This window comes from Formosa bonchosmolovskayae, from assembly GCF_051016085.1.
Classification (GTDB): domain Bacteria; phylum Bacteroidota; class Bacteroidia; order Flavobacteriales; family Flavobacteriaceae; genus Formosa.
Genome location: NZ_CP174605.1, coordinates 333,843 through 358,977 on the forward strand (window position 1 = coordinate 333,843; position 25,135 = coordinate 358,977).

Below are 25,135 nucleotides of genomic sequence, written 5' to 3' on the forward strand. Positions count from 1 at the left end.
TTTTTACACTTTTTAAAAATCGATAATCATATTATTATTGACTTTTAAAATATATTCCGATACCTCCATCATACCATTTAAAGTTTAAATATATAGGCCTTTACTGTAATCTACGTGTATAGGACATTTTACTAGTTCTCATTCTAGAGAATATTTCTAATTTTTCACAGTATATCAATATGCTTCAAAAAACACTTAGTGTATGGCTATGTTTAAGCCTATGCACTATTGCGTTTGCACAAGAAACCTTTACAGTAAATGGTTCTGTACTAAACGCCAACACCTTACAACCTATTGAAGGCGCTTCAATTAGTGGTAACGATTTATTTACTATTAGCTCGAATACAGGTGATTTTACACTGAAAAATGTAAAAACAGGAGAATACACCTTTACCGTTACGAGTATGGGCTACGCGCCTAAAGTTATCAAGGTAGATGTGTGTCTTGAGTTGAAAGATGTTGTAGTTCATTTAACAGAATCTACCACCAACTTAGATGAAGTCCAAGTTCATGGAAAATCTAAACAAAAAGAAAACATGGAAACGCCTGTGGTCTCATATACCGTTACCGAGGAATTCTTGAATAAGAACAGAGAAAACAGCTTGATGCAAACGTTAAGTAAAATTCCTGGGGTAAGCACGATTAATATTGGATCGGGACAATCTAAACCCGTAATTCGAGGTTTAGGATTTAACCGTGTTGCCGTTGTGCAAAATGGAATTAAACATGAAGCACAACAATGGGGAAACGATCATGGTTTGGAAATCGATCAATATGGTATTGAAAATATTAAGATTGTAAAAGGACCGGCATCTTTGGTGTATGGCTCCGATGCTATTGCAGGTGTTGTCGATATTCAGCCAAATTTTATTCCGGCAATGCATTCTTTTAGTGGTGAAGTCAATCTACTAGGTGAAACTAATAATGATTTAATTGGTGTTTCTGCCGGCATAGAAGCTCGTAAACACCATTGGTTTTACAGAGCGCGATTAACCTATAGAGATTATGCCGATTATAAAGTACCTACAGATAAAATTAGTTACGACAATTATATATTCGAATTAGACGATAATAATTTAAGAAACACCGCAGGGAATGAAGCCAATGCTCGCGTTAGTGTGGGTTATGTTAACGACAACATACAATCGGAAACGACCTTTAGCAACGTAAATGCCAAGAATGGATTCTTTGCTAATGCTCATGGTTTAGAAGTTATCGTTTCAGATATCGATTACGACAGTTCTAATCGCGATATCGATTTGCCGTATCATACCGTGAACCATTTTAAAATAACGAATAACACTTCTATTTTTAGTGGAGACCATACCTTTCATATCGATTTAGGTTTTCAGAACAATCACCGTGAAGAACGTTCAGAAGCTGTTGCTCATGGCTATATGCCAAAACCAACAAGTACTTTAGAGCGTGACTTTAGTAAAAACACTTATGCTTTAAATGCAAGAGATGCTTTTAGTCTTCACGATAAACATGATGTAGTATTTGGAGTAAACCTAGAATATCAAGATAATAATATTGGTGGTTGGGGTTTCTTAATTCCAGAATACAACCGTTTTACAGCTGGAGTTTTTGCTTTCGACACCTACGAAATCACTCCAGATTTACATGTATTAGCAGGCGCTCGTTACGATTACGGAACTATGGAAACCAAAGCGTATTACGACTGGTATCCTACGCCTGTTACTAATACCGACGGCACAACTTCGGAAGTCTATATGCAACGCGCAATAGATAAAACCTTGGATTTTGGAAGCTTCAGTGCATCTGCGGGATTGAGTTATATCCATAATCACACGACTTATAAATTTAATGTTGGTAAGAGTTTTAGAATGCCTTTAGCAAACGAATTGGCTTCAGATGGTGTGAATTATCATATGTATCGTTACGAAAGAGGAAATCTAGATTTAGACCCAGAAGAATCGTATCAGTTAGATTTGGAAGTCGACCATACCACAGAAACGTTTAGTATTGGCGTAAGTCCGTTTGTCAATTTCTTCGAGAATTTTATTTATTTAAATCCAACGTCGGGTTATTACGAAACCTTACAGGTTTATGAATACACTCAGAGTAAAGTCTTCCGATTTGGAGGAGAACTTAGAGCGAGTACAACGCTTTTTAACCGCCTACAACTAGACGCCTCTGCAGAATATGTCTATTCTAGACAAACTAGCGGTCCGAAAGAAGGCTTTACCATTCCGTTTTCACCACCGTTATCAGGTTTATTTTCTGCGAGCTATCAGTTTAAAGACGTACTCTTTTTTACTAAGCCCTTACTAATCGCCGATTATAAGATTACTGCAAAGCAAGACGAAATTGTACCTCCAGAGGAAGTTACCGATGGGTATCAATTAGTAAATATGTCATTTATAACAGAACTCGATGTATTTAAAAACAATGCACCAATAGAAATGCGCCTAAAACTAAACAATGTATTCAACACAAAATATTTCGACCACACAAGTTTCTATCGTTTAATAGACGTTCCGGAAGCTGGTAGAAACCTATCATTATCATTAACAATACCTTTTTAAATAACAACAATCAATTATTATTAACACTTAAAATCAGAAAATTATGAAAGCAAATTTTAAACTTTTAGTCCTTTTCCTTTCACTAGGATTATTTTTACAATCATGTAGCAGTGACGACGACGGCGCAACAACAAATGCACCAGTAATTACCAACTTCGAATTTGGCGAAGGCAGTGAACATTCTACAGATCCAGTAGCCTACAGAGGATCTGACCTACATCTAGAGGCAGAAATTTATGCCGAAAATGTAGTGAGCAGTATTACCCTTAAAATTCATTCTCACGACGACATCACCCTTTCAGAAGGCGAAGAAGCTTGGGAATTAACACAAGTTTACGACGATGCCTCTTACCAAGTCATTAATGCAACATTTCACGAACATATAGACATTCCTGTAACTGCACCTGCTGGGGAGTATCATGTAGAACTTATTGTTGTAGATGAGTTAGGAAACAGCTCCGAAGTTGAAGGGCATTTAGATGTTTTAGCACCAATTACAATTAGTGACTTTGAAATGGATGAAACTGTAGTACGTGGTAGCGATTTTCATGCTGAATTTTTGGTAGATGCTCATAACGGTATCCATGAGATTAGCGTTGACATTCATGCGCACGATATTCCTGTAGGTGAAGGAGAAGTAGAATGGGATTACGAAAACGTATATTCTGATTACCACGACTTAACCGAAGCCGAATTCCATAAACATATCGATGTTCCTGCAACTGCTCCTGCGGGCGAATATCATGTTACGTTTACTGTTGAAGACGAAAATGGAAACATCCAAACTTACGAATCACATATAGACATTACAGCTTAATACATTAATTACGAGGCTGTCTTAAACGTGTTAAATCCGTCATTCTGAATATGTTTCATAATCTCATCATATGGATTACCAAACATATGAGAACCTGAATATAGTTCAGGTTAACGAAAACGCAACTTTTAAGACAGCCTCTTTATCCCTTAATTACTATGAAATTTATATTAAAATTCAACTACGTATTTCTTCTTCTTTTGTTTTTAGCATCATGTTCAGATAGCGACAGCATAGATAAAGACGAAGAAAAACCGGTTATTACCATTAATTACGACGGTGGTTTTCCTCAAGCTTGTGAACAACTTAAAAGAGGTGAAACCTACATTTTTAAAGTTCTGGCTACAGACAACCAAGCCTTAGCGTCTTACAGTTTAAACATTCACAACAATTTCGATCACCATACACATGACGATCAAGATGTAAATTGTGCTTTAGACGATAAAAAGGATGCAATAAACCCTTTATTAGTGAATGAAAATTATGCTATTGAAGGTGGACCAACAAGTTATGAAATAGAAATTGAAGTGATTATCCCTAATGATGTAGATACAGGAGATTACCACTGCGCCTATTCGGTAACCGATGAAACTGGTTGGCAAGCACGAACATCTGTAGACATTAAGATTGTAGAATAATATTTAAGATATATGATATTTACAACTCAAAAAGCAGACAGCCTAGGTGCTGTATCTAGTATACTTTGTCTAATACATTGCATCGCGACACCCTTTATATTTATGGCACAAACGAGTCTGCTAACATGTTGTAGTTCTACACCCGGCTGGTGGAAACTTATAGATTATATTTTCTTGGCAATTTCTTTCTTGGCTGTTTATCGTTCAACTCATACAACAGCAAACACATGGATAAAGCCTGCCTTATGGATAAGTTGGAGTTTGTTGTTTTTTGTAATTATTAATGAAAAAGCAACATGGATTTCTCTTCAAGAAAATGTAATATTTATACCAACATTGTCATTAATACTATTACACCTATACAACCGAAAATATTGCAAATGTGATACTGACGCGTGTTGTATACATTAAGACACAAAACCTAACCTCAGATAAAACACAACTGTTAGTACCAAAAAATCAGAATAACAAACAATAAAAATTAAAACAATAATGAAGATTAAAAATTACGTATATATATTACCAATTCTACTTGTATTTCTTACTTCTTGTAATAATGATGATTATGAAGTTATTATCTTAGAGACACCTACTATTTCCGAAGTTGAGGTTGGTCTTTACAATAACGAACTTGGCGTTGTTGGTGAAGACTTTCATCTTAACGCAGAAATACTTGCAGGAGATCTTATCGACATCGTTAAGGTAAACATAGAACAGAAAAGTAATGAAACGTATGCGGAAGAATGGTCTTATGAGATTACTTGGGATAAATATCAAGGCTTGAAAAATGCTACAATGCATCAACATTTCGATATTCCCGCAGAAGCTCCAAAAGGTAAATATGACTTTATTATTACAATTACTGATCAGAATGGAACGTATCTACAAGAAATTAGACAAGTTGAATTAATTGATGCTGCCGATTTTCCAGACGTTAATCCGCATGTTAGTGTGTTTGGAGTAGACAAAATTAATGTCGATGGGGTTTCAGGATTTAATAATTTTTATAATAATGGTGAATTTAAAAATCCGGACGCAACATTTTTTAGTAAAGATGAATCTCTTTGGTCGGCAATCCAAATAGGAGGTCTTAAAGGTGACGGAATTATGTACGGATTATTAATTAAAAAGAGTCTGAACCATAAACCTGAAACTGTAGAAGCTATAGATTTTTCTAAAGTTATAGTAACAGAAGTTGTCTCACATTCTTCTGGAGATAAAGAGGTCATAACATTAAGAAACAATAAAGATACAGACCATTGGAATTACGGTCTCCCTATAAAAATAGGAGCTGCAAACGATAATAATTCACCAGATCCAAATCCAATTACAGGAGGTAATGCTTGGGAAACAGGAACATATTATTATGGCGTAGTTTATACAAATTCATCATATCTTAAAAGCACATTCAAATATATTGAATTTGATATTGTAATAGAATAAACGAATTAACAGCATATAAAATGCTTCGTGTCCTTGCTTTTTTTAGTGACCACAGAATTTAAAAAACAGCTTTAGCTTCTTTGTTAGAGCTGTTTTTAATTTTATAATAACTTTACTAATCACTAAACTATTTAAAATTAACCTTGCTTCAAGCAATAATAAAACTACCCTATATTGTTACAGTATAAATGATTATAAAATGGTTTTAACTCAAGCTTTTTATATTCTAATTTTAACATTTTAATTTTGGAAATTTTGCTCCTAATCCAAGATTAAGAAACAGCTAATTCTAAGCTAAATTTTGTAATTTAGATTCGTAATAAAAAAATGTAGCGTGTTGTATTTTACTTTTAAATACGACATAAATTATATTAAAGAAAAAATCATGACTAAATTAAAAAGTAAAAAAGCAATAATTACCGGAGGTGGTAGAGGACTCGGAAAAGCAACAGCTATAGCATTTGCAAAAGAAGGTATTGATGTAGCGATTACTGGAAGAACTGAAGGCGTTTTAAAAGAAACCGTTGCCGAATTGGAAGCGCTAGGAGTTAAATCTACTTATGCGGTATTTGATGTAAGTAATTACGACGAAGTAAAAACAGCAATAAAAACACTTATAGACACACTTGGCGGCGTAGACATTCTAGTTAATAATGCCGGAATTGCGGCTTTTGGAACCTTTAATGATATGGAGGTCGATGACTGGTCACAAATTATACAAACCAACGTTATGGGAATGTATTATGTGACTAAAGAGGTCTTACCACATTTAATTGAACAAAACGACGGAGAAATTATAAACGTATCTTCGACAGCGGGATTAAGCGGAAACGCAACAACGTCTGCATATTCTGCTTCTAAATTTGCAGTTATCGGGATGTCAGAATCGTTAATGAAAGAAGTGCGTAAAAACAATATTAGAGTTTGCACGCTAACACCAAGCACAATCGCTTCGGATATGTCTATAGGTTTAGGAATCGCGACAAAAGACTCAGAAGACAGCGTGTTACAACCTGAAGATTTCGCTGAATTAATTCTTGCTGGTTTAAAATTACCAAAACGCGCCATGCTAAAAAGCGCATCGTTATGGTCTACTAACCCGTAGTCTATTAAATAGATAACACATAAAAAGCGAGCTACACATACTATTATAGTTCGCTTTTCTTTTCTATAAAAGTGCCATTATCGTCACGAGAAACAATTCATCTTTAGTTTACAAATCCATACTACAGATTTAAAAAAATCATAAAGGCCTATGTCCCGAGCTTCTATATTTTTCATATTTATTACCTTTACCCAGAGTAAGATTTACTAAGTAAAACCCTTCGAACTCGTTACATAAAGCTTAGTTTTCATTATCGGCCAAAACGAAAACTAAACGCATCAGAAGTAAAAAAACACAATATTAATTAAACATATCACATATTCCTGAATATACAATAAAATGGAAATCAAGAAAAAATTAGGACTCGCATTATCAGGTGGCGGTTACAGAGGCGTCGCGCATATAGGCGTATTAAAAGCTATGGACGAATTAAGCATTAAACCTGATTATATTTCTGGAACAAGTGCAGGTGCTATTGTTGGATCGCTTTATGCCGCAGGACACCATTGGCAAGACATTTTAGATTTCTTTATTAAAATTGACTTATTTTCATTTCAAAATTTCACATTGCGAAAGGCTGGCTTTTTCGATGGAAATAAAGTAGGTATGCAACTCGGTGCATTTTTTAAAGAAGATAGTTTTGAAAGTTTAGACATTCCCATGTTTATTGCGGCAACAGACTTATTAGAAGGTAAAACCCGCTATTTTTCTCAAGGAAAAATTATCACCCCTATCGTTGCTTCTTCATCGGTTCCGGGCATGTTTACGCCCATAGAATATAATGGCTATGTGTTGTGTGATGGTGGTGTAACAGATAATTTCCCTATCCGTCCGTTGCAAATCTATTGCGATACTATTATTGGTGTTTACCTGAACTCTTTTTCTAAAATTACTAAAGAGAATCTAAAAACAACTAAAGCGGTAGTAAACCGATCGTATAGCATTACGGGATTTCAGGATTGTGAAGCCAAATTTAAAGATTGCGATGTCCTTATTGCGCCCCAAAACATTGGTAAATATGAAGCTTTTTCAAAAGCCCATATACAGACCGTTTTCGAATTAGGCTATACCGAGGCCATTAAAGAGTTAAGCAAACTGGATTATTCTTAAATACAGACCTCACTCCTCAATTAGCGTTTAGAATAGAGCAAAAAAAAGGCAGATGAAGAAACCTCCATCTACCTAATCCAAACTAAACTAATTCTTATTTTTTAATAATACGTTTGTTTATTGCAGTATCATTTCCTGATAATCTAAAGATATACATCCCCGATTTTAAATTAGAAATATCTACTGTTTCTCCGTCTAAAGGACGATTAAATATCACTTTCCCTACTTGATCATAAACCGTTAAGGTATGGTAGGCTTTTGCTCCACGAATATTAACGGTATTTGTTGTAGGATTTGGGTATAATGCTAATTCTGGTTCAGAAAAACTTGCTATTTGGGATCCTGGCGAAATCCCTCTTGCTGATACCGATTTCGAATACCCAAACACTCTAAGCTCGTCTACACTCGCCCAATCTCCATCGTAGCTATTCGCTCCTGTCACTGTGATTCTTACATATCTGGCGTCTACTTCCGAAAATGAATCTGCTATAGGATTGGAATTGCTTCCTGATGTCGTGTTATTAGATCTATTAACTATTTGTGAGAAGTTACTACCATCTGTAGACACTTCAATAATATACTTATAAGCACGGTCGTTATAACAAATAACTTCGGTACTATTAATAGTATGCAGACTTCCTAAATCTACAGTTGCCCATACTGGGTAAGATTGTGCAGACCATCTAGAATCTTCTTCACCATCGACTAAATTAGACGCTGGATTAGATGATTGTTCTGTTGAAAAAGCCACCGATTTCTCTAATGCTACGTTTGTAGATTCTGCTGTTGGAGGTATTGTACTGGAATCGCCTGTTAATGTTAATTCATTAAAATGAACCGTTGCTTCTCCACTATCTTGTAAATACACTCCGTTTTTCCAATAACTCGGATACGTCCAATACGATACATCTGTATTAAGCTTTTCAGCACCATTAACTTCAACGATCATAACTCCTGATTCTAAGATAATATCACAATCAAAATAACCATTTGGTGTTTCTCCAAGATCTACGTGACTTGTATTAGTACCACCATCGTCTGTTTTTACGGCGGCCCATATATAACCTCCACTTTGGTAAATACGTAATAAAGGTTTATTTGGACCATTACCAACATTCGCATCGTCATGAATTTGCATAAACGTTAGTTGCTCACAGGTTTGGTTTACAATATTTACATTGGCATGAAAGATTTGATCATCGTTTACAGTCCAATTTTCTAGAAATCTCAATTCTGAACGCTGGCGTGTACCTGCATTATCTCTAGACTGATAAAACGCTAATTTATTACCATCGGCAACATAAAATGTATTTGATGAATACCCTGAAATAATTTCGGCATCAGTCGCTTCTGTACCACTTAAAGGCGATTGTAATTTACATTGCGCCAAGTAATCTTGGAATTTAGAAATACTGTAAGGTGTTGTCCCATTCTGACTTCCATTCACCGTAATCGCTAAAGAATCTGTAAATGATCCATCGTCTGTAATTACTGTAATCGTTGCAGAACCTTCAGAAATCGCTTCTACCAATCCGTTTGAATTTACTGTAGCTACCGAAGTATTGCTACTCGTATAACTCACATCTTGATTTGTAGCATCACTTGGACTAACAGTTGCAGAAAGTTGTTCTGTTTCACCTGCTTCTAAATTAGTAGAAGATGAATCCAATGTTACTGAAGTCACATCCACTGTCGCTGGTTCTCCCTCTCCTGCAAACACGCTTAATTCTAAAAGGCTAACCCAATTTCCTTCGTATGATGATGCGCCTGTTACGGTAATTTTTACAAATCGAGCTTCTATATTATTGAATGTATCCGAAATAGGACTTGAAACCAAACCTGGCGTTGCATTCGAACTTCTGTTTACAACTTCCGTATAGGATCCATTTTCCGATGACGAAACCGAAATGGTGTATTGATACGCACGATCGCTATAACAAACCAATGCTGTACTTCCTAATGTAAAAGTTTCTCCTAAATCTATAATTGCCGTCTGTGGCATTCCTGAAACAGACCATCGTGTTTCGGTATTACCATCGACTAAATTCGCAACGGTATTATCGCCATCTGGAGTTCCTGTTCCTGAAATAGATTTATTTAACGCTAAATTATCTCCACTTGAAGGTGCGACAACTTGTACTGCAATCGTATCTGTAAAATCACCATCTGCTGTGGTTACAGTAATAGTTGCATTTCCTTCTGAAACTGCCATTAATTTCCCACTACTGCTTACAGAAACAATAGAAGAACTGCTACTGCTATAACTTACATTTTTGTTAGTTGCATCCGACGGACTTACGGTTGCTGCTAATTGTTGCTCGCTACCTAATGCTAAATCTATTGTACTGGACGAGAACGACACACCGGTAACCGCAATTGGATCTACAGGCTCACTACCTTCGCCATGACTTACGGAGAAATCGTAAACTAATACTTCGCCATAATTATCAAGGTCGTCGGTATCATCACCTTCTTCAACTGGATTACTTTGCGTATAGTTACCTACTTTAAAGTATGATTGATCGTAACTTTTGTCCATGACATAATCATTCCCATCGGCACGTACTAAATACTGAGATGCATTTCCGCTATTATACGCATTTTTAAGATTTCCATCTTCAGCGTAGTAACAATAATGTTTACCATCGATCACTTTAAAGATCACTTCATGAATATCTCCTAAAGTGTAATTTTCTGTAATGGTAACATTACTTCTTAATTTCCCGCCGTTAAAAGATAAAAACAAGTGATTATCTTCTAAACGCATCACCATAGAATCGTCTATACCATCGGCCTTATTTCCGTGGATTTGAGTTGCTACCAATTGCGACTTATTAATTGGTAAATGTGTAATCGCTTGTTTTACATACAGCTCGTGTGTGCCTTCGGTAGTCCAATATATATCTTTAGAACCATCGGCTTCACGTTCTCTAAGTTCCGAACGAATATTGTCAGAATTAGGAGTTGTTCCGTTATCACTTCTTACCGGTGCGCGAAATACAATCGCATTCCCTTCGTCGTTTACATAAAAGAATTCATTTCCTTCTTCGTCACATAAAGTTTTATCTTCCTCACCCGTTGGATATGTAATTTTCCATTGATTACAATTGGCCATTAAATCTGAAGGCATGCCTGCATTCCCACCAGAATCTGTAGTACCAGCTTGAGTGATGCTAATCGTCTGATTAGAAACTCCAGAACCACTAACTGTAATTGTTCCTGCTCTAGATGTTTCAGAAACATTTGCTGACACCGTTACCGAAATACTTCCGTTTCCAGATCCTGAGGTAGGTGTTACCGAAATCCATGATTTATTATTGGTAACCGACCAATCTACACTAGACGATACACTTACTGTTTTCGTTGTTTCTTCTGCAGTAAATTCGCTTACAGAAGATACTGTTAAATAATCTCCTGATGCCGAATTTCCTAAAGCATCTAGGAAACTAGCGCCTACAGAAACCCCGACCATACTATTTGTATGAGGGTTACTTATTGAAGATCCTTTACCAGAAACAGCAGAACTACTTGCACTATAAATTTCTCCGTTTGCAGAAAATTGTGGATTAGCTTCTGTAAATCCACTATCAGAAATACCTAATGAAGTGCCGTAATATACATTTCCATTATAAGTCATACTTTGCCCCGTACCTGAAATATCTCCGCTTACTATATTGGTTAAGGTTGTATAAATTACATTATTGTTTAGAACTCCAGATGGATCGTAACTCGATCTGTCGTTATAAAAGATAGGAGAATCCACATTGTATAAGGTGTTATTTTCTACAACTATATCATCAACTTTTTGGTATCCGTTGGTGATTCCTCCAGAGGTATCTGAACCTCCTACTAATGTAATTCCGTTGTTCCATTTATCGCCAGAACTTACCACATCCTGAATGTAATTGTTGGTGATAACGTGGTAACTATCGGTGATACGGATTCCTCCTGTACCTTCAACATTTTCTCCTAAAAAGTAATTCCCATCTACTGTTGCACGTGCACCATGTCTCATCACTAACGATCCGCGACACCTTCTAAAGGTGTTATTTCGGTAGGTGTTATCGGCGCTTTTGTTTGTAATAATTTCATTTTCGCCATCTGCTTTATAAAAATAATTCCCCTCTACAGTCACGCTGGCACTTTTATCCTGAAATTCACTTGTTCCTACGCGAATGGTTTCACTATCTCCAGAATGCGTAGTAGACGGATCTCTCTTTATAAAATTGAAGAAATAATTATCCTTAATAACGTGTCCCACAGGATTGAAATCGTTATATTCTAACTCTACTAAAATTAATGCCCCTGGACTGTTTTTATTTAAAAACGAACAGTTTTCAACCGTATTATTTGTACCATAAAGTACAATCCAACGGTGTTTGTCTGTGCCACTAGGCGTTAGGTTGTTAAACGCACAATTTCTAATGGTAGAATGATTCGCATACGCACTACTCTTTCTAAATTGAATGTGATTGTTACTACCTGCTCCACCATTCCAGTAGAAGCCATCTATAATCACATAATCACCAGAAATATCCATATTGGTTTGCCCAGTAAAAATAACTCCACCTGGTGTTTCTGCTCTTAAAATAATTGGATTTGAAGCTGAACCGTTTGCTGTAAAACTGATTCTTTGATCGCTACTGTAAGTGCCGTTTGCCCAAGTGACGACGTCTCCAGGTGAGAGGCTTAAGTTGTTGAATTCACTTGCAGAATTCACTGTGTAATCTGCTCCGTACGACTGAAAGGCGCAAAGAAATACGACGACGCATAGTGTGGTTTGACACATGCGACTAAATAATTGTTGTCTCATTGTTTAATTAGCTATTTGTTAAAGAATTGGTCTGTTTAATCGAGGCCTCAATTAATTGGTTAACCAATTTTTACTTCTGCCAAAGTATACAAAATAAATCGGATGAACAACAGATTATCAGGTTTTTAGACAAAGGGTAATAAGTAAAATCTTACAAATAGCGTATTTTAGAGCTCCAAAATTAGGTCAAAAAACCGCGCTCTCACTGACGTTAGACTAATTTCAAAAACCTATTAAATCCATAGAGAAATAGTTAAAACTTTAACATATTCTCTATTAATACATCCTAATTCGAGAATTTCATTTTACATTTTAAACTTTATAATATGCTCTATTGAAATTACCATAACATAACAATGCCGTTACCAGAAGTAAATCTAGTAACGGCATTGTTAAATAAAAGCGTATGTAATTACGAGAACGTCGTGGTATGTCCTACGGTTGTCGAGTAAGATTCAGATAAAATGGTATCTACAAAAATCCACTCCGATTTCACTTCCGATGGTGTAAATGTCGCCATAAGATAGCCACGTCTAGAAGCATCGAAATACTGTAAACCATCTACCAATAACGTTAAAGCTTGCTCAAATCCAGCTAACATTTCTGGGTTTGTTGCGCCTAAATAGGTTTCGAAACCTGGAGAACTAATTCCTGATGTAGCAAGTTCAATTCCCACTTCGGTACCATCCTGAGACGTTAATACGTTATTCCACGCATTGTGCGTATCTCCTGCTAAAGTGACTATTTTCTTGCCGTTTAAAGCATTGTAAATAATCTCTCTATCTACAGGATACCCATCCCAAGCATCTAAATTATATGGTATTGCAGACAAAACACGTGCCTTTTCTTCGGCTGTAAGTGTAGGGTCTTGTTGCAACATTCTGGTTTTAATGGTCACTAAATCGGTTAAAATTTGCACGAAATTCGGACTACCAAAAGCCATTAATAATTCTGCTGGAATATACATTTTTCCCATTAGCACCTGCTGACCTAGTACTTGCCATTTAGCAGAATTTCCTTGCAGTTCGCTAGTAACCCAACTTAGTTGTTCGGCACCTAATAAAGATCGCGAGGTATCGCTTAATGCCGTTTGAAACGCAACAGCATCGAAACCTGTTGCTGTAAAATAATTTGCAATGTTTAATTGTTTGTCTCGCCCGATAACACGAGTATCTAACATGATTAAATTAACAAGATTTCCTATATTAAACGTTCTGTAAATAATATCGTTTTTCCCTTCAGACAATTGAGAAAAAGGTAAAAATTCACTGTAAGCTTGTAACGCATGTTGTTTACGCACTTCAAAAGCCCCTTCAGTAGCTTCGTCATGATTTTCTGCACCATCTATGTATGTATCATTTGCAATTTCATGGTCGTCCCATATACAAATAAATGGTTTTTTCTGATGCGCTAATTGTAACGACACATCAGACCTGTATTGTTTATAGCGTGTTCTATAATCGTCTAAAGATAAAATTTCATGAGCTGGTTCATGCTGTCTGTTTAAAAATGCATTTTCGGCCGTAGAACCATATCCTCCAGCGCCGTATTCGTAAAAATAATCTCCTAAATGCACAATAATATCGGCATTAGAATTTGCCATAGCATCGTAAGCATTAAATAATCCGGCTTGATAATTAGAACATGAACACACGGCTAGTTTAACTTGAGATGCTTCAACCGGCAACGTCAAGGTTTCTCCTACTACAGACATGGCATTATCTACACTATTTATAAAACGATAATATAATTTTTGATTAGCGTCTAGTTCTGCCAATTCAACTGCAATGGTTAAATCTCTAGAGGTTTCGGTAGTTATTTTTCCGGTTCTAATGATACTAGAAAAACTCGAGTCGGTTGCGACTTCCCAAATAATTTCACTGTTTGCTGTTGCGTAGCGCGTCCAGATAATTACACTGGAACTGGTCGGGTCGAAACTAGCTACACCTTGATTAAAATTTTTAGTACTAAGTAAAGATTCGTTGTAATCTGATTCGAAATTATCGTCGTCGTTACTACAACTTATAAAGTTTGGAGCTAACATAATTCCTCCAGTTGCAATTAACGCTTTTTTCAGAAATCCACGTCTGCCCGTATCTTTTGATGCCATATTATTTTTTTTGTTCAAAAATGCCCCATTTTAAAGTTTCAAGGGTTAGTAAATCTTTAACGCTATGTTACCTTATACTCAAATTAGCTTCAATTTTAAGACAGTTTCTAACACTCATAATCAGCTTACGATGTTTTGACTATTAACCTTACAAAATCAATGTGTTAGATGACAAAAATTAAAGAAAAAAAATTCCTAAAACAAAGAGTCGTTCGTGTTAATTTTATGAATTATAAGAGCATAGCTTATAAAACAAAAAGCCCAGAATGTTATTTAAACATTTTGGACTTTTAAACTAATTGTTATTAACACTTGAAAATTAGCTTCTACTTTTTTGTCATTTCCTTTAATTTGTGTTGTACTTAATATATTAAAACCACGATTTACTCCACCGTTTCTACTTCGTAAATATTGCTATCTTCTTCATTTAATTCCTTACTTATTTTATTAAGATTAAAAGCCATACTCACTTGAGAAAACCCAAGAAATAAAATACTAAAACCTGTATAAAAAATAATACTCAGACTTCCGAAAAATGGATTCGAAATCATTAAGAATGAAAATAACATAGCTAAAATTGAACTAGCTAAACCCCAACCCCAGCCTTTTACAGACGATTGTTCGAGCTCGAAGGAAAGTCCGATGCCCATAATAGAACGGAAAAACAACATAAATCCAATATAAATAGGCAACATTACAGCGCTTAATCCTGGGTTAGAGAATAGTATGAAAGCTAAAAATACGTCTATAAATCCTGAAGTTAAACTCCATTTCCAATTCGAAATGTTGTGTTTATTAGTTAATACAAATCCGATATGGAACACACCTGAAATTAAAAATCCCAATTGAAATAAAATCGCTAAAGTGATATATGATGCGATTGGTGTTCTAAAAACCCATACGCCTAATAAAATCATTAATACTCCTGAAACTAGTGGCATCCACCAGTATTTTAAACTATTTTTTACTAAATTTTTCATGATATATTGATTTAATTATATCACAAAGGTATAGCTACATAATAGTCTTAAAATTAATCTAGATTAAGAAACGTAAATTATTTACCCCTAGCAATTTCACCTCTAATTTTACTGAGTACTTCTGGAGTAATTCCTAAATAAGAGGCTATCATTTTAAGCGGTATTCTATCTATAGCTTCTGGAAAGGTTTCAATAAAATGAGTGTAACGATGTCGTGCAGGCACGCTTAAAAGCATGATTAATCGTTTTTGCAAAACGCCATATCGAAGCGCTAAATCTGTGAATTCATTAAAGATAAGTTCAGGACTTAATCCGGTTGGACTTAATTTCTCTAGCGGCACACTTATTACCTCACTATCCTCAATCGTATCTATAAAAAGACTTGTTGGTATATTATTCTGACGAGATTCTACATCTGAAATATATTTGCCTTCGGGCGCAAAATCGAAAATGTGTTCCTTCCCCTTTTCATTAATAATGTAACTTCTTAAAAGTCCGCTTTTAACATAAAACAACTTGGCTTGCTCGTCTCCAGCAAACTGAAGAATTTGTCCTTTTTTGTAATATTTTGTTTTGGCATCTGGCCTATTTATAAGGTCCGAAAAGTGTTCTAACTCCATTTTTTATTTCATTTATTAACGACAGCATCGCCTTGTAACCTACTAACTATCAGTGATAGAAAAAGAATGCATTTCTAATCAATAAAATTAGTATATCAACTAAAAATAAGAATAAAAATTATTAAAAATCAAATCAACTAAAAAGAGATTTAATTCCGAGTAAAATATATTATAACTTGCAGAAAAAATTAATTTATGGATTTTACTAACCCTTTAGTATATGGTGTTCCTTGCTTTTTGGGCTTTATTGCCCTGGAATTCTCGTATAGTAAAGTTTTTGACAAGGATAAAAAGGATTTATACAAAAAGAAAGATTTTATTTCTAGCCTTTCCCTTGGTGTAGGTTCTGCCGTTTTAGGCGCACTTATAAAGACGGTTTCCGTTATATTGATTTTTAATTTCGCTTACGACCTTTTTAATCCTGAAGTTAATGGCGTTCGCACCAATATAATGGGATATAAATCGTTTGGTTATGCTTGGTATTTTTGGGCCATTTGTATGCTGTTAGACGATTTTACATATTATTGGTTTCACAGACAAAACCATATGGTTCGCGTATTATGGGCCGCACATATTGTGCATCACTCTTCCGATAATTTTAATCTAGGTACTGCCGTACGAAATGGATGGTTTACGCTTTTTTACAAACCTTTCTTTTATGTGTGGATTGTAATTATTGGATTTCCGCCAGAAATGCTAGTGGTTTGCTTAGGTATTGAATCGTTATGGCAGTTTCAACTTCATACACAGTACGTTAAAAAGTTAGGGGTTTTCGAAAAATTCTTAAACACGCATACCATGCACCAAGTTCACCATGCTAGGAATTTAGAATACATGGATAAAAATCATGGTGGCTTCTTAAATGTATTCGACCGTATTTTTGGAACTTGGAAAGAATTAGATGAAACTATTGAAATTGAATATGGCGTGTCTACACCTCCAGAGTCTTATAATTTATATGTGATTTTAATGCACGAGTATCAGAATATTTGGGCAGATATGAAGAAAAGCAAAAACTGGTATCATAAGTTTATGTATGCCTTTGGACCTCCAGGTTGGAGCCACGACGGAAGCACATTAACCGTAAAACAAATGCGTAAACAAATTGCAGAAGAATCTAAAAACAACGATTTAACACCTGCTTAGTGTGTTTTAAAATTGAACAAAACAAAAAAAGATATCTCTAATTATTGAGATATCTTTTTTTTATGAATAAATCGTAGATAAACGAAAACTACTATCTAATCTTTATAACGGTTCTCCCCTTTAGCTGTCCTTTAAGCATTAATTGTATTTTTTCATCGACCTGCTTTAAAGTGATTTCTGTAGCTATGTCTTCCAGCTGACTGATTTTCCAATCGGATGCTAAATTATTCCAAACCTCGGTTCTGTAGTTCATTGGATAATTTTGAGAATCAATTCCGATTAAAGTCACGCCTCGTAAAATAAACGGAAACACCGTTAAATCTAATTTTGGCGAAGCTACGTTACCACAACTTGTAACGGCTCCCATAGATTGTGTGGCTTTTATTATGTTTTCTAAAATCACACCACCAACAGTATCAATCCCACCAGCAAATAGAGGTTTTAGCAATGGTTTTTTATCGAAGTTTTCAATGTCATTTCGCAATAAAATTTCACTAGCTCCTTGCGCTTTTAAAAAATCAGACTCAGATTCTTTTCCTGTTATTGCAACAACAGTATAACCTAATTTGTTTAGTATCGCGACACTTAAAGCGCCTACTCCACCCGTTGCTCCAGACACCACAACTTTCCCGTCTTCAGGTTTTACTAGTTGTGTTAATCTTAGTACAGACATTCCTGCTGTTAATCCAGCAGTTCCGTAAATCATAGCGTCTTTCATTGTTAACGTCTCTGGTAATTTTACAGCCCAATGTGCAGGCACGGTAATATGCTCGGCGAAACCACCATCGGTATTCATCCCTAAATCGTAACTGGTTACGATAACTTGGTCTCCAATTTGCCATGCATCACTAGATGATTCTTCAATAATCCCTACAGCATCAATTCCTGGAGTATGCGGAAAATGCCTGGTTACACCCTTATTTCCAGAAGCCGATAAAGCATCTTTATAATTCAGTGAACTGTAGTGTACTTTAACTCGAATTTCATCTTCATTTAAAGGACTAACGGCCATATCTTTAATAGAAGTTTTAAAAGTCGAATCGACTTCTTCTACTCGAAAAGCCTTGAAAATTGAATTGTTTGCTTTCATCTTAATTCTGTTTAATTTTACTTACTTTTATACAAATTTCAGCATAATAATGGTAACAACCAACACCTCACAATATGTTGGGTAACGAACATTTTATTCTGAATTGTACAGTGCAATAGGTTAGCAAAGAAAAAAAATGAAAAAAAGTTATTGTCCCATAGACACCTTTATAAATGTGGTAAAAGGCAAACGCAAAGGAACCATTATTTTACACCTTTTTCAAGGCAATAAACGGTATGGCGAATTGGTAAAATTACTACCAGACATTAGCGAACGCATGACCACCAAACAGCTTAAAGAATTAGAAGCAGATGGTTTAATTAACCGGACCGTTTTCCCTGAAGTCCCACCAAGAGTGGAATACAGTTTAACCGATTTAGGCAAAGAAATTCAGCCTTACCTTAAAGGCATGTACAAAGGCGGTATTCTTTTTGAGAAAGCTATAGATAATTCTGAGATTTAATTAAACTCGAATTTTACACATTGATATTTATTTAAGATCACAATCAAATACCATATAAAGGCATTACGTAACCCAACGTTATGCTTTCTAATGATTTAAAATTCTGAAAAAACCCCACGTTTAGAACCAAACAGCTCTAATAATATTTTCTTAAAATCGTGTTAAATTTTAACTATATTTGTTAAAAACCACATCTAATGCGATATAAATCAACCTTTAAGAACCGTATTACATTTCTCTTTTTTTTACTGCCTTTTATTGCTGTAGCCGAAACTCACGACAGTGAATTTGAAGATTCTGTCGCCGAAGTTGTCAGTTGGATAGCTCTAATCATCGCTCCAATCGCTCTAATTGGAGGCTTTCTATTTGTGCATGTACTACCAGAAAAAATTGCCGAAAAACGCAATCATCCACAAGCGCAAGCTATTAAAATACTGTGTTTTCTGTCTTTGCTTTTTGGAGGACTGCTTTGGCCATTAGCATGGTTATGGGCGTACAGTAAACCTGTATTTTACAAAATGGCTTACGGCACCGATAAAGGCGATTACCACGAAACCACTTTAAAAGAATTTAAAGAAGAAAAAGCCTCAAGTAAAAATGATCCTCAGCCAGATTCGCCAGAACTCTAACAGGCTACCTAAACACACCTATTAAACCACCAACCTATGGAAATTTTATTACTTATTATATATAGTGGAATTGTTTGGCTTATCTTTTTTAAATTCAAACTATTGCCATGGAATACCGTTTCGCAAGTTATTGTTTACATTATTCCAGTAGTCGCGATTTCATTGCTTATCCTATTTTTAAATATTGTTGCACCATCGTCTCACGATGTGCGCGTTTTAAATTATAATGTAGAAATTGTACCCACTGTAACAGGAATGGTTACAGAAGTTAAGGTAAAACCTAATCAGCATGTAAAAAAGGGAGATACTTTATTTAAAATAGATCCCGTTCCTTTCCAATTAAAAGTAGACAATCTTAAATCTAGAATTCCGTCATTAGAAGCAAAAGTACTTAGTGCAAGAGCATACGATCGCGAATTAGAAGACCAAATTTCTGGAGCTACAAATAGAATTCATGTGATTGATGCGCAACTAGATTTAGCCGTTAAACGAGAGCAACAAACCAAACAATTAGCAGATTTGGGTGCGGGTTCTAAATTCGACTACGAACAAGCTCAGGCTAATTTAAGTAATTTACAAGCACAGAGAACAGTGGCACTTTCAGAAAAATCGCAGTATTTACAACGTATTTCTGCAGTAAATACTGAAGGTGAATTATCTGAAATTACGCAAGCTCGTGCCGCTTTAGAACAAGCGCAAGTGGAACTGCAGGAAGCCGAGTGGAAACTCTCTCAAACAGTATATCTTGCACCTTCCAACGGTCGTATTGTAAATCTACAATTACGTCCTGGAACCATAGCTGTACAATTTCCTATAAAACCTGTACTGACCTTTATTGAAGATGAACAGTGGATTATTGCACTATATAATCAGAATGAAATTAGATACGTTAAAGATGGTGATCCTGCCGAAGTTGCTCTTAAAACCTACCCGAATAAAATAATAAAATGTAAAGTCGATCATATCATTTGGGCGAATGCTCAAGGTCAAATTACAGCGAGTGGTAGATTACCAGATACGCAAGAATCTCATTTAACCGAAGGTCGATTCGCTGTGCGATTAAGTGTTTCTGAAGCCGATAAAGATTTATTTCTCGCTCCTGGAGCAATCGGACAAGGAGCTATATACACCGAAAAAGGGGCTTTAATTCATTTGGTTAGAAAAGTAATTATGAGAGTCGGTACCAAAATGGACTGGTTAGTACTTAAACTACATTAAGGATGAAGAACCTTAACACAAACATATTTAAATTTTTGTTGATTTTCTCAGGACTCTGTATCATTCAAAGTTGTGCGGTAAAACAACCTGGAACTAGCGAAGATTTACAAGAAGAGGCTTTTGCGAACTTTATTTTGCCCTCTACTTGGCAAAACAGTGCAGATACATTAGCGGTAAAAGACAATTGGTTAAGTACCTTTAATCATCCGGTTTTAGACAGCATGGTTAATGAAGCCCTTGTTTACAATCCCGATTTAAGAATTTCGAGTGCTCGTATAGAAGAAGCCAATGGGTATCTTCAAGCAGCGCAAGCGGCTTTACGTCCAGCGTTCTCCATCTTAGGAAGAGAGAGTACAAAACTAGGAGGTACTTTTGGCAATGGATTAAACGGCGCACTATTTGCGACCTCATGGGAAATAGACATTTGGGGCAAACTAAGAAGTGCTAGAAGTGCAGAAGAAGCCAATCTAGAAGCTATGAAAAGTGAACAATCTTTTGCTCGCCTGTCTATAGCTGCTCATGTTACAAGAACATATTTTTTAGCGTCGAAAACCTATTTGCAAATGCAGTTGGCACAGCAAATGATTGAGCTCTCTGAAAAAATGAAGACGATTTCTCAAAACCGATTCGATATTGGGATTGGAACTCAGATAGATGTAGAAATGGCTAATGCCAATCTAAATAGTTTAAAAGATGCTAATCGTCAATTAAAACTGGCTTATGCCAATCAATTGCGTGCATTAGAATTACTTTTGGGCCGCTACCCTTCTGCAGACATAGAAGTTAAAAATGAATTGGTTGAGCTAAACGCAGAAATCCCTGCTGGAATTCCGTTGCAAATCCTAGAACGCCGTCCAGATGTTTTGGCATCTCAACAGCGCTATAACGCGGCTTTTTATCGTGTTGGAGAAGCAGAAGCAGCCAAATTACCGCAACTGAGTTTAACCGCAAGTTTAGGCGTTTTAGACAGTCAGATTTTTCAATTATCCGATGAATTTTCAAACCCTATCAGAAGTATTGGTGGCGAATTAGTGGCTCCTATTTATCAAGGTGGTGCATTAAAAGCTAATGTTGCCATTCGAACAGCGCAACAAAAACAAGCGCTTGAAAATTATAACCGCACCGTTTTAAATGCCATGGCAGATGTAGAAAACACATTAGATGCAGTACAAACAGTAGGAGAACGTGAGATATTTATTAAACAATCTGTTGAAAGTAACCAAATAGCTTTTGAGCTAGAACAGGTGCGATTTAAAGTAGGGTTAGTCGATATGAGAAACTTAATCGACCAGCAAATGGATTTGTATAAATCTGAAACCGACTTATTGAATATTAAAGGTGAAAAAATTATTCAGCGCATTAATTTATATATGGCGCTTGGTGGGAATATGTAAAAGACTTAAGCTAAAGCACGACACTTTAGCTTAAGTCTTTTGTTTTTAATTATAAAATATGCGATATCAACACTCAAGTTTAACTTTCTATATTTAAGGTAGCCTCACGTTATACATACACATTTTGTTTACTCGTAATTAACTTTACGGCGCCTTTTAAAATCTTAACTTTTAAGGTTTTAAATTCGCCTATTATTTCACCATCTAATTGCAATAACTGAGGTGTGTCAAACATAATTTTAGCTTTAGATGTACTAATTACTTTATTATTCTGACTGTCTAAAAACGTTTCATCAAAACTAGAAAGTCCGGCTTTGATTAAAACATTAGCATTAATTTTTTCAATTAAAACAATTTCGAACACGCCATCCATCGGATTGCCTTCACTATTTAGGGGCACACCAGTTCCATATTTTCTAGCATTACAAACGCCAAGCATAACGGCTTCCGAATGATATACCTCATCATTGCATTCAATCTTTACCTTAAAAGGCTCAACATTACTTAAAGCTTCAATAAAATACTTGGCATAAGTAGCCATACCTCGGTTGTCATCCTTTTCGTATCCATCTACAATGTTGGCATTAATTCCGACATCTCCAATATGAATGGAATAGTGGGTTTTATTGACGCTCACCAAATCTAGGTCTCCAATTATATTAGACATAATAATGTCTTGAAACGCCTTGATTGGTTTTTGAGAAACGCCCAACTCTACTGCCATTCCATTGGCCGAACCTAAAGGAATAATACCCATGGGAATATCTGTTTTTAGTAAAGCCACTGCAGTGAATAAGGTAGTTCCATCACCTCCAACCGACACCACTCTATCGGGACAATACTCATTCAATAAGTCTTTTAATTTCGCTTCGTCTGAGTGCCCTGTAGTTTTAAATATTTTAAAATCTAAACCAAAATTATCGCAGATTGCCTTAGCTTCTTTTAGAAAAGGTTTTTTATCTACACCTCCAGAAATGGGGTTCACTACAAATAATAATTTCATATTAATTCCTCTTTTAGAGTCTGTATTTCTTTTAGAATGGAATCTGCATGCTCTGGTAAAAAATAAGAAGCAGAGGTTCCTGTAGCCAACAACTCTTCCCACATTTTTTGCTGTGTTTCACTAATATCCTTACCGGTTCTGCGAATATATATTTTCAAAATAAGTTCGGGATACGCCTTAGCTAAAGTGGTATAAATTGCCATATCCTTTTGGGTATCGTCTCCAACCAAAATATAATGTTTACTTCTAGACTGCGTGATTAGAAAACGAATAGCATTCAACTTAAAATCTATTGGCTTTTGTCCTTTTATCAGCTGAAAAAAACTCAAATATGGTGTAAGCGTTAATACCCCCAAAGGCAACTCATTATGTTTTATAAATGTAGTTAAAAGTCCGAATAAATTACTCTCACTTTTAGACACATAAAACAATCGTGGATTCACATCTTCCCAAGCCTGAAATATGTTTTTGGTAAACTCGATTACTGTACGTCGCTCCGGCACCAAGAATAATAACGTTTTAATACGCTGAAAAATATTCGCGGTGTTAGACACTAAAATAGTATCGTCTATGTCTGAAATAATATCTAGCGTTCTCTGTTCTTCCTGAAAAAAAACAGGATAGTTCTGAATTAATTTTAAAACCTCATCGGAGCCGGACAGTGTTATTTTTAAATCTTCGCAATACGCCTTGTCAGAAACGGCTTGAAACCGACCAAATGTATCGGTTTTTGTAAATATTAATCCTGCCTTTGTATGAATACATATCTCTTGATTGGACAAAACAGGTGTGAAATATGAACAAATAACGCGAATTGCATTTTGAAAGGCTTTACCCTTTTTATTTTGAATGTCTCTATTTCCTTTTAAAACCACGCCTTTATACCAGACTTTATCGGTGGCGAGTTGTAAAACCGATAATTCCCAAACGGATGCTTTTTTACTATAAACCATACATATTTTTAATTCAGTTAAAAGATATAAAACTCACAGCTAACCTCAAAAACAATACGCTATTAGTAATGCTAAATTCTTGTGCTTTATAACACATAAAAAAAGCCTCAACATTTAAAAACATTGAGGCTTTATAGTACATTAAAATTGAAGTAATTTTTATTTCATAAACTGTAAATTAATACCTGTTAACACTTGAAATACAGGCTGTGTACCTTTAACATACATAGAGTATTGTGGTTCGATATACAAATTAAACACTGTAGGTCCTAATTTAATTACCTTTCCAATACCTAATGCTATTGGGATAGAGTATGCATCTTTTTCGAAGTCTAATACCCAAATTGGTGCTCCTCTTAAATATGTCCCTTTACCCAATTGCCAAAAGTAAAACGGTTGAATTGCTCCTAAGCTTGTATCTGCTCTATCCGAATCTCCTGCAAACGATGCTTGCCATGTGATTAATCCTCCAAATTGAAACACTGGCGATTTAGCTACGAAACCAACAAAGGCAAATCCTCCTTGCCATTTTCCTGTTCCTAAAAGATCGTCTGAGGCTGTTGGTGCTGTTATAGACGGACCAATACCCATGGTTGTTGTGGCATTAGACACAAAATTATAAGATAAAAAAGCATTAAAATCTCCAGTACCACTAGTTGTGTTTACAACACCATTTACGTTAGGCATCCCTAAAGACGAAAACGGCATAGAGGCACGTAATAACATTTTTCCTTTTGCCACGGGCTTAGCAAAACGCACCCACATGGTATTCATAAATGCAGCGTCTGGTGCTTCTGCTAGTTTTGGCATATAATAATCTTGGAAGCTTACCGCCGTCATATTTGCTAAAGGGTTGTTTGCTTGAGCCGCACTAGCACTTGCCGTGGTAGTTGCGGTACTATCTAGACTCTTGTCTTGAGCAAACATACAGGTCGTACTTAGAAGGCAAGTTGCGATTAAAATCTTAATTTTTTTCATGGAATAATCTTTAAAGCGTTTTATTAAAAAAAATATTGAAATAATAGCCGCCAAAAATACTAAATAAGGAAACTAC

General features: G+C 35.6%; 20 protein-coding genes. 12 read left to right on the forward strand and 8 right to left on the reverse strand.

The features are described from left to right. Window positions 1–179 precede the first annotated feature (179 nt). From ACKC83_RS01240 to ACKC83_RS01270, 7 genes are all read left to right on the forward strand, one after another. Window positions 180–2,549 (forward strand): TonB-dependent receptor, encoded by a 2,370-nt coding sequence (locus tag ACKC83_RS01240; RefSeq protein WP_434036746.1) that lies wholly within the window; start codon window positions 180–182, stop codon window positions 2,547–2,549. A 43-nt stretch (window positions 2,550–2,592) separates the two neighbouring features. Next, window positions 2,593–3,366 carry a DUF4625 domain-containing protein gene (locus tag ACKC83_RS01245; RefSeq protein ID WP_434036747.1) on the forward strand — a complete coding sequence of 258 codons (774 nt, stop codon included), beginning with the start codon at window positions 2,593–2,595 and terminating at the stop codon, window positions 3,364–3,366. 158 nt (window positions 3,367–3,524) lie between these two features. Next, on the forward strand, window positions 3,525–4,004 hold the full coding sequence (locus ACKC83_RS01250) for a DUF4625 domain-containing protein (RefSeq protein ID WP_434036748.1): 480 nt from the start codon (window positions 3,525–3,527) through the stop codon (window positions 4,002–4,004). 12 nt (window positions 4,005–4,016) lie between these two features. Then, window positions 4,017–4,415, forward strand: a complete 399-nt coding sequence (locus tag ACKC83_RS01255; protein ID WP_414035273.1) for a MerC domain-containing protein — start codon at window positions 4,017–4,019, stop codon at window positions 4,413–4,415. Window positions 4,416–4,496: 81 nt separating this feature from the next. After that, window positions 4,497–5,447 carry a DUF4625 domain-containing protein gene (locus ACKC83_RS01260; protein WP_434036749.1) on the forward strand — a complete coding sequence of 317 codons (951 nt, stop codon included), beginning with the start codon at window positions 4,497–4,499 and terminating at the stop codon, window positions 5,445–5,447. Between the two features lie 385 nt (window positions 5,448–5,832). After that, window positions 5,833–6,552, forward strand: a complete 720-nt coding sequence (locus tag ACKC83_RS01265; RefSeq protein ID WP_414035271.1) for a 3-ketoacyl-ACP reductase — start codon at window positions 5,833–5,835, stop codon at window positions 6,550–6,552. Between the two features lie 339 nt (window positions 6,553–6,891). Next, on the forward strand, window positions 6,892–7,662 hold the full coding sequence (locus tag ACKC83_RS01270) for a patatin-like phospholipase family protein (RefSeq protein ID WP_434036750.1): 771 nt from the start codon (window positions 6,892–6,894) through the stop codon (window positions 7,660–7,662). Between the two features lie 94 nt (window positions 7,663–7,756). Here ACKC83_RS01270 and ACKC83_RS01275 read toward each other — a convergent pair whose 3' ends face one another. From ACKC83_RS01275 to ACKC83_RS01290, 4 genes are all read right to left on the reverse strand, one after another. Further along, window positions 7,757–12,475, reverse strand: coding sequence for a chondroitinase-B domain-containing protein (locus ACKC83_RS01275; protein ID WP_434036751.1), 4,719 nt, complete (start codon window positions 12,473–12,475; stop codon window positions 7,757–7,759). A 412-nt stretch (window positions 12,476–12,887) separates the two neighbouring features. Then, complete coding sequence (locus tag ACKC83_RS01280; protein WP_434036752.1) at window positions 12,888–14,585, reverse strand: alkaline phosphatase D family protein; 1,698 nt, start codon at window positions 14,583–14,585, stop codon at window positions 12,888–12,890. A gap of 383 nt (window positions 14,586–14,968) precedes the next feature. Next, window positions 14,969–15,565 carry an HdeD family acid-resistance protein gene (locus ACKC83_RS01285; protein ID WP_414035267.1) on the reverse strand — a complete coding sequence of 199 codons (597 nt, stop codon included), beginning with the start codon at window positions 15,563–15,565 and terminating at the stop codon, window positions 14,969–14,971. A 77-nt stretch (window positions 15,566–15,642) separates the two neighbouring features. Beyond that, on the reverse strand, window positions 15,643–16,185 hold the full coding sequence (locus ACKC83_RS01290; protein WP_414035266.1) for a Crp/Fnr family transcriptional regulator: 543 nt from the start codon (window positions 16,183–16,185) through the stop codon (window positions 15,643–15,645). A 195-nt stretch (window positions 16,186–16,380) separates the two neighbouring features. On the opposite strand from ACKC83_RS01290, the gene ACKC83_RS01295 reads away from it, so the two are divergent. Next, window positions 16,381–17,331: a sterol desaturase family protein gene (locus tag ACKC83_RS01295; RefSeq protein ID WP_434036753.1), complete on the forward strand. Its 951-nt coding sequence runs from the start codon at window positions 16,381–16,383 to the stop codon at window positions 17,329–17,331. A gap of 91 nt (window positions 17,332–17,422) precedes the next feature. Here the strand turns inward: ACKC83_RS01295 and ACKC83_RS01300 are convergent, their stop codons facing one another. Further along, complete coding sequence (locus ACKC83_RS01300) at window positions 17,423–18,421, reverse strand: YhdH/YhfP family quinone oxidoreductase (RefSeq protein ID WP_434036754.1); 999 nt, start codon at window positions 18,419–18,421, stop codon at window positions 17,423–17,425. A gap of 136 nt (window positions 18,422–18,557) precedes the next feature. Here ACKC83_RS01300 and ACKC83_RS01305 point away from each other — a divergent pair, with 136 nt between their 5' ends. From ACKC83_RS01305 to ACKC83_RS01320, 4 genes are all read left to right on the forward strand, one after another. Next, entirely contained in the window at window positions 18,558–18,884 is a 327-nt protein-coding gene (locus tag ACKC83_RS01305; protein WP_434036755.1) for a winged helix-turn-helix transcriptional regulator, read from the forward strand. 197 nt (window positions 18,885–19,081) lie between these two features. Then, window positions 19,082–19,513 carry a DUF3302 domain-containing protein gene (locus ACKC83_RS01310; RefSeq protein ID WP_434036756.1) on the forward strand — a complete coding sequence of 144 codons (432 nt, stop codon included), beginning with the start codon at window positions 19,082–19,084 and terminating at the stop codon, window positions 19,511–19,513. A 36-nt stretch (window positions 19,514–19,549) separates the two neighbouring features. Further along, window positions 19,550–20,731, forward strand: a complete 1,182-nt coding sequence (locus ACKC83_RS01315; RefSeq protein ID WP_434036757.1) for an HlyD family secretion protein — start codon at window positions 19,550–19,552, stop codon at window positions 20,729–20,731. Between the two features lie 2 nt (window positions 20,732–20,733). Beyond that, window positions 20,734–22,125, forward strand: coding sequence for an efflux transporter outer membrane subunit (locus tag ACKC83_RS01320; protein WP_434036758.1), 1,392 nt, complete (start codon window positions 20,734–20,736; stop codon window positions 22,123–22,125). 109 nt (window positions 22,126–22,234) lie between these two features. On the opposite strand, the gene ACKC83_RS01325 is transcribed toward ACKC83_RS01320, so the two are convergent. From ACKC83_RS01325 to ACKC83_RS01335, 3 genes are all read right to left on the reverse strand, one after another. Beyond that, entirely contained in the window at window positions 22,235–23,128 is an 894-nt protein-coding gene (locus tag ACKC83_RS01325) for a diacylglycerol/lipid kinase family protein (RefSeq protein WP_434036759.1), read from the reverse strand. Beyond that, window positions 23,125–24,081: a phosphatidate phosphatase App1 family protein gene (locus tag ACKC83_RS01330; protein WP_434036760.1), complete on the reverse strand. Its 957-nt coding sequence runs from the start codon at window positions 24,079–24,081 to the stop codon at window positions 23,125–23,127. The genes ACKC83_RS01325 and ACKC83_RS01330 overlap by 4 nt, the downstream gene beginning before the upstream one ends. 159 nt (window positions 24,082–24,240) lie before the next feature. Continuing rightward, window positions 24,241–25,059 carry a hypothetical protein gene (locus ACKC83_RS01335; RefSeq protein WP_434036761.1) on the reverse strand — a complete coding sequence of 273 codons (819 nt, stop codon included), beginning with the start codon at window positions 25,057–25,059 and terminating at the stop codon, window positions 24,241–24,243. Between the last annotated feature and the right edge of the window lie 76 nt (window positions 25,060–25,135).

Bases quoted from the DNA above. Each gene is read 5' to 3' on its own strand.
- ACKC83_RS01250 (WP_434036748.1), top strand. From the start codon at position 3,525: ATGAAATTTATATTAAAATTCAACTACGTATTTCTTCTTCTTTTGTTT.
- ACKC83_RS01315 (WP_434036757.1), top strand. From the start codon at position 19,550: ATGGAAATTTTATTACTTATTATATATAGTGGAATTGTTTGGCTTATC.
- ACKC83_RS01330 (WP_434036760.1), bottom strand. From the start codon at position 24,081: ATGGTTTATAGTAAAAAAGCATCCGTTTGGGAATTATCGGTTTTACAA.
- ACKC83_RS01325 (WP_434036759.1), bottom strand. From the start codon at position 23,128: ATGAAATTATTATTTGTAGTGAACCCCATTTCTGGAGGTGTAGATAAA.
- ACKC83_RS01245 (WP_434036747.1), top strand. From the start codon at position 2,593: ATGAAAGCAAATTTTAAACTTTTAGTCCTTTTCCTTTCACTAGGATTA.
- ACKC83_RS01280 (WP_434036752.1), bottom strand. From the start codon at position 14,585: ATGGCATCAAAAGATACGGGCAGACGTGGATTTCTGAAAAAAGCGTTA.
- ACKC83_RS01285 (WP_414035267.1), bottom strand. From the start codon at position 15,565: ATGAAAAATTTAGTAAAAAATAGTTTAAAATACTGGTGGATGCCACTA.
- ACKC83_RS01255 (WP_414035273.1), top strand. From the start codon at position 4,017: ATGATATTTACAACTCAAAAAGCAGACAGCCTAGGTGCTGTATCTAGT.
- ACKC83_RS01295 (WP_434036753.1), top strand. From the start codon at position 16,381: ATGGATTTTACTAACCCTTTAGTATATGGTGTTCCTTGCTTTTTGGGC.
- ACKC83_RS01305 (WP_434036755.1), top strand. From the start codon at position 18,558: ATGAAAAAAAGTTATTGTCCCATAGACACCTTTATAAATGTGGTAAAA.
- ACKC83_RS01260 (WP_434036749.1), top strand. From the start codon at position 4,497: ATGAAGATTAAAAATTACGTATATATATTACCAATTCTACTTGTATTT.
- ACKC83_RS01240 (WP_434036746.1), top strand. From the start codon at position 180: ATGCTTCAAAAAACACTTAGTGTATGGCTATGTTTAAGCCTATGCACT.
- ACKC83_RS01310 (WP_434036756.1), top strand. From the start codon at position 19,082: ATGCGATATAAATCAACCTTTAAGAACCGTATTACATTTCTCTTTTTT.
- ACKC83_RS01265 (WP_414035271.1), top strand. From the start codon at position 5,833: ATGACTAAATTAAAAAGTAAAAAAGCAATAATTACCGGAGGTGGTAGA.
- ACKC83_RS01320 (WP_434036758.1), top strand. From the start codon at position 20,734: ATGAAGAACCTTAACACAAACATATTTAAATTTTTGTTGATTTTCTCA.
- ACKC83_RS01270 (WP_434036750.1), top strand. From the start codon at position 6,892: ATGGAAATCAAGAAAAAATTAGGACTCGCATTATCAGGTGGCGGTTAC.
- ACKC83_RS01335 (WP_434036761.1), bottom strand. From the start codon at position 25,059: ATGAAAAAAATTAAGATTTTAATCGCAACTTGCCTTCTAAGTACGACC.
- ACKC83_RS01300 (WP_434036754.1), bottom strand. From the start codon at position 18,421: ATGAAAGCAAACAATTCAATTTTCAAGGCTTTTCGAGTAGAAGAAGTC.
- ACKC83_RS01290 (WP_414035266.1), bottom strand. From the start codon at position 16,185: ATGGAGTTAGAACACTTTTCGGACCTTATAAATAGGCCAGATGCCAAA.
- ACKC83_RS01275 (WP_434036751.1), bottom strand. From the start codon at position 12,475: ATGAGACAACAATTATTTAGTCGCATGTGTCAAACCACACTATGCGTC.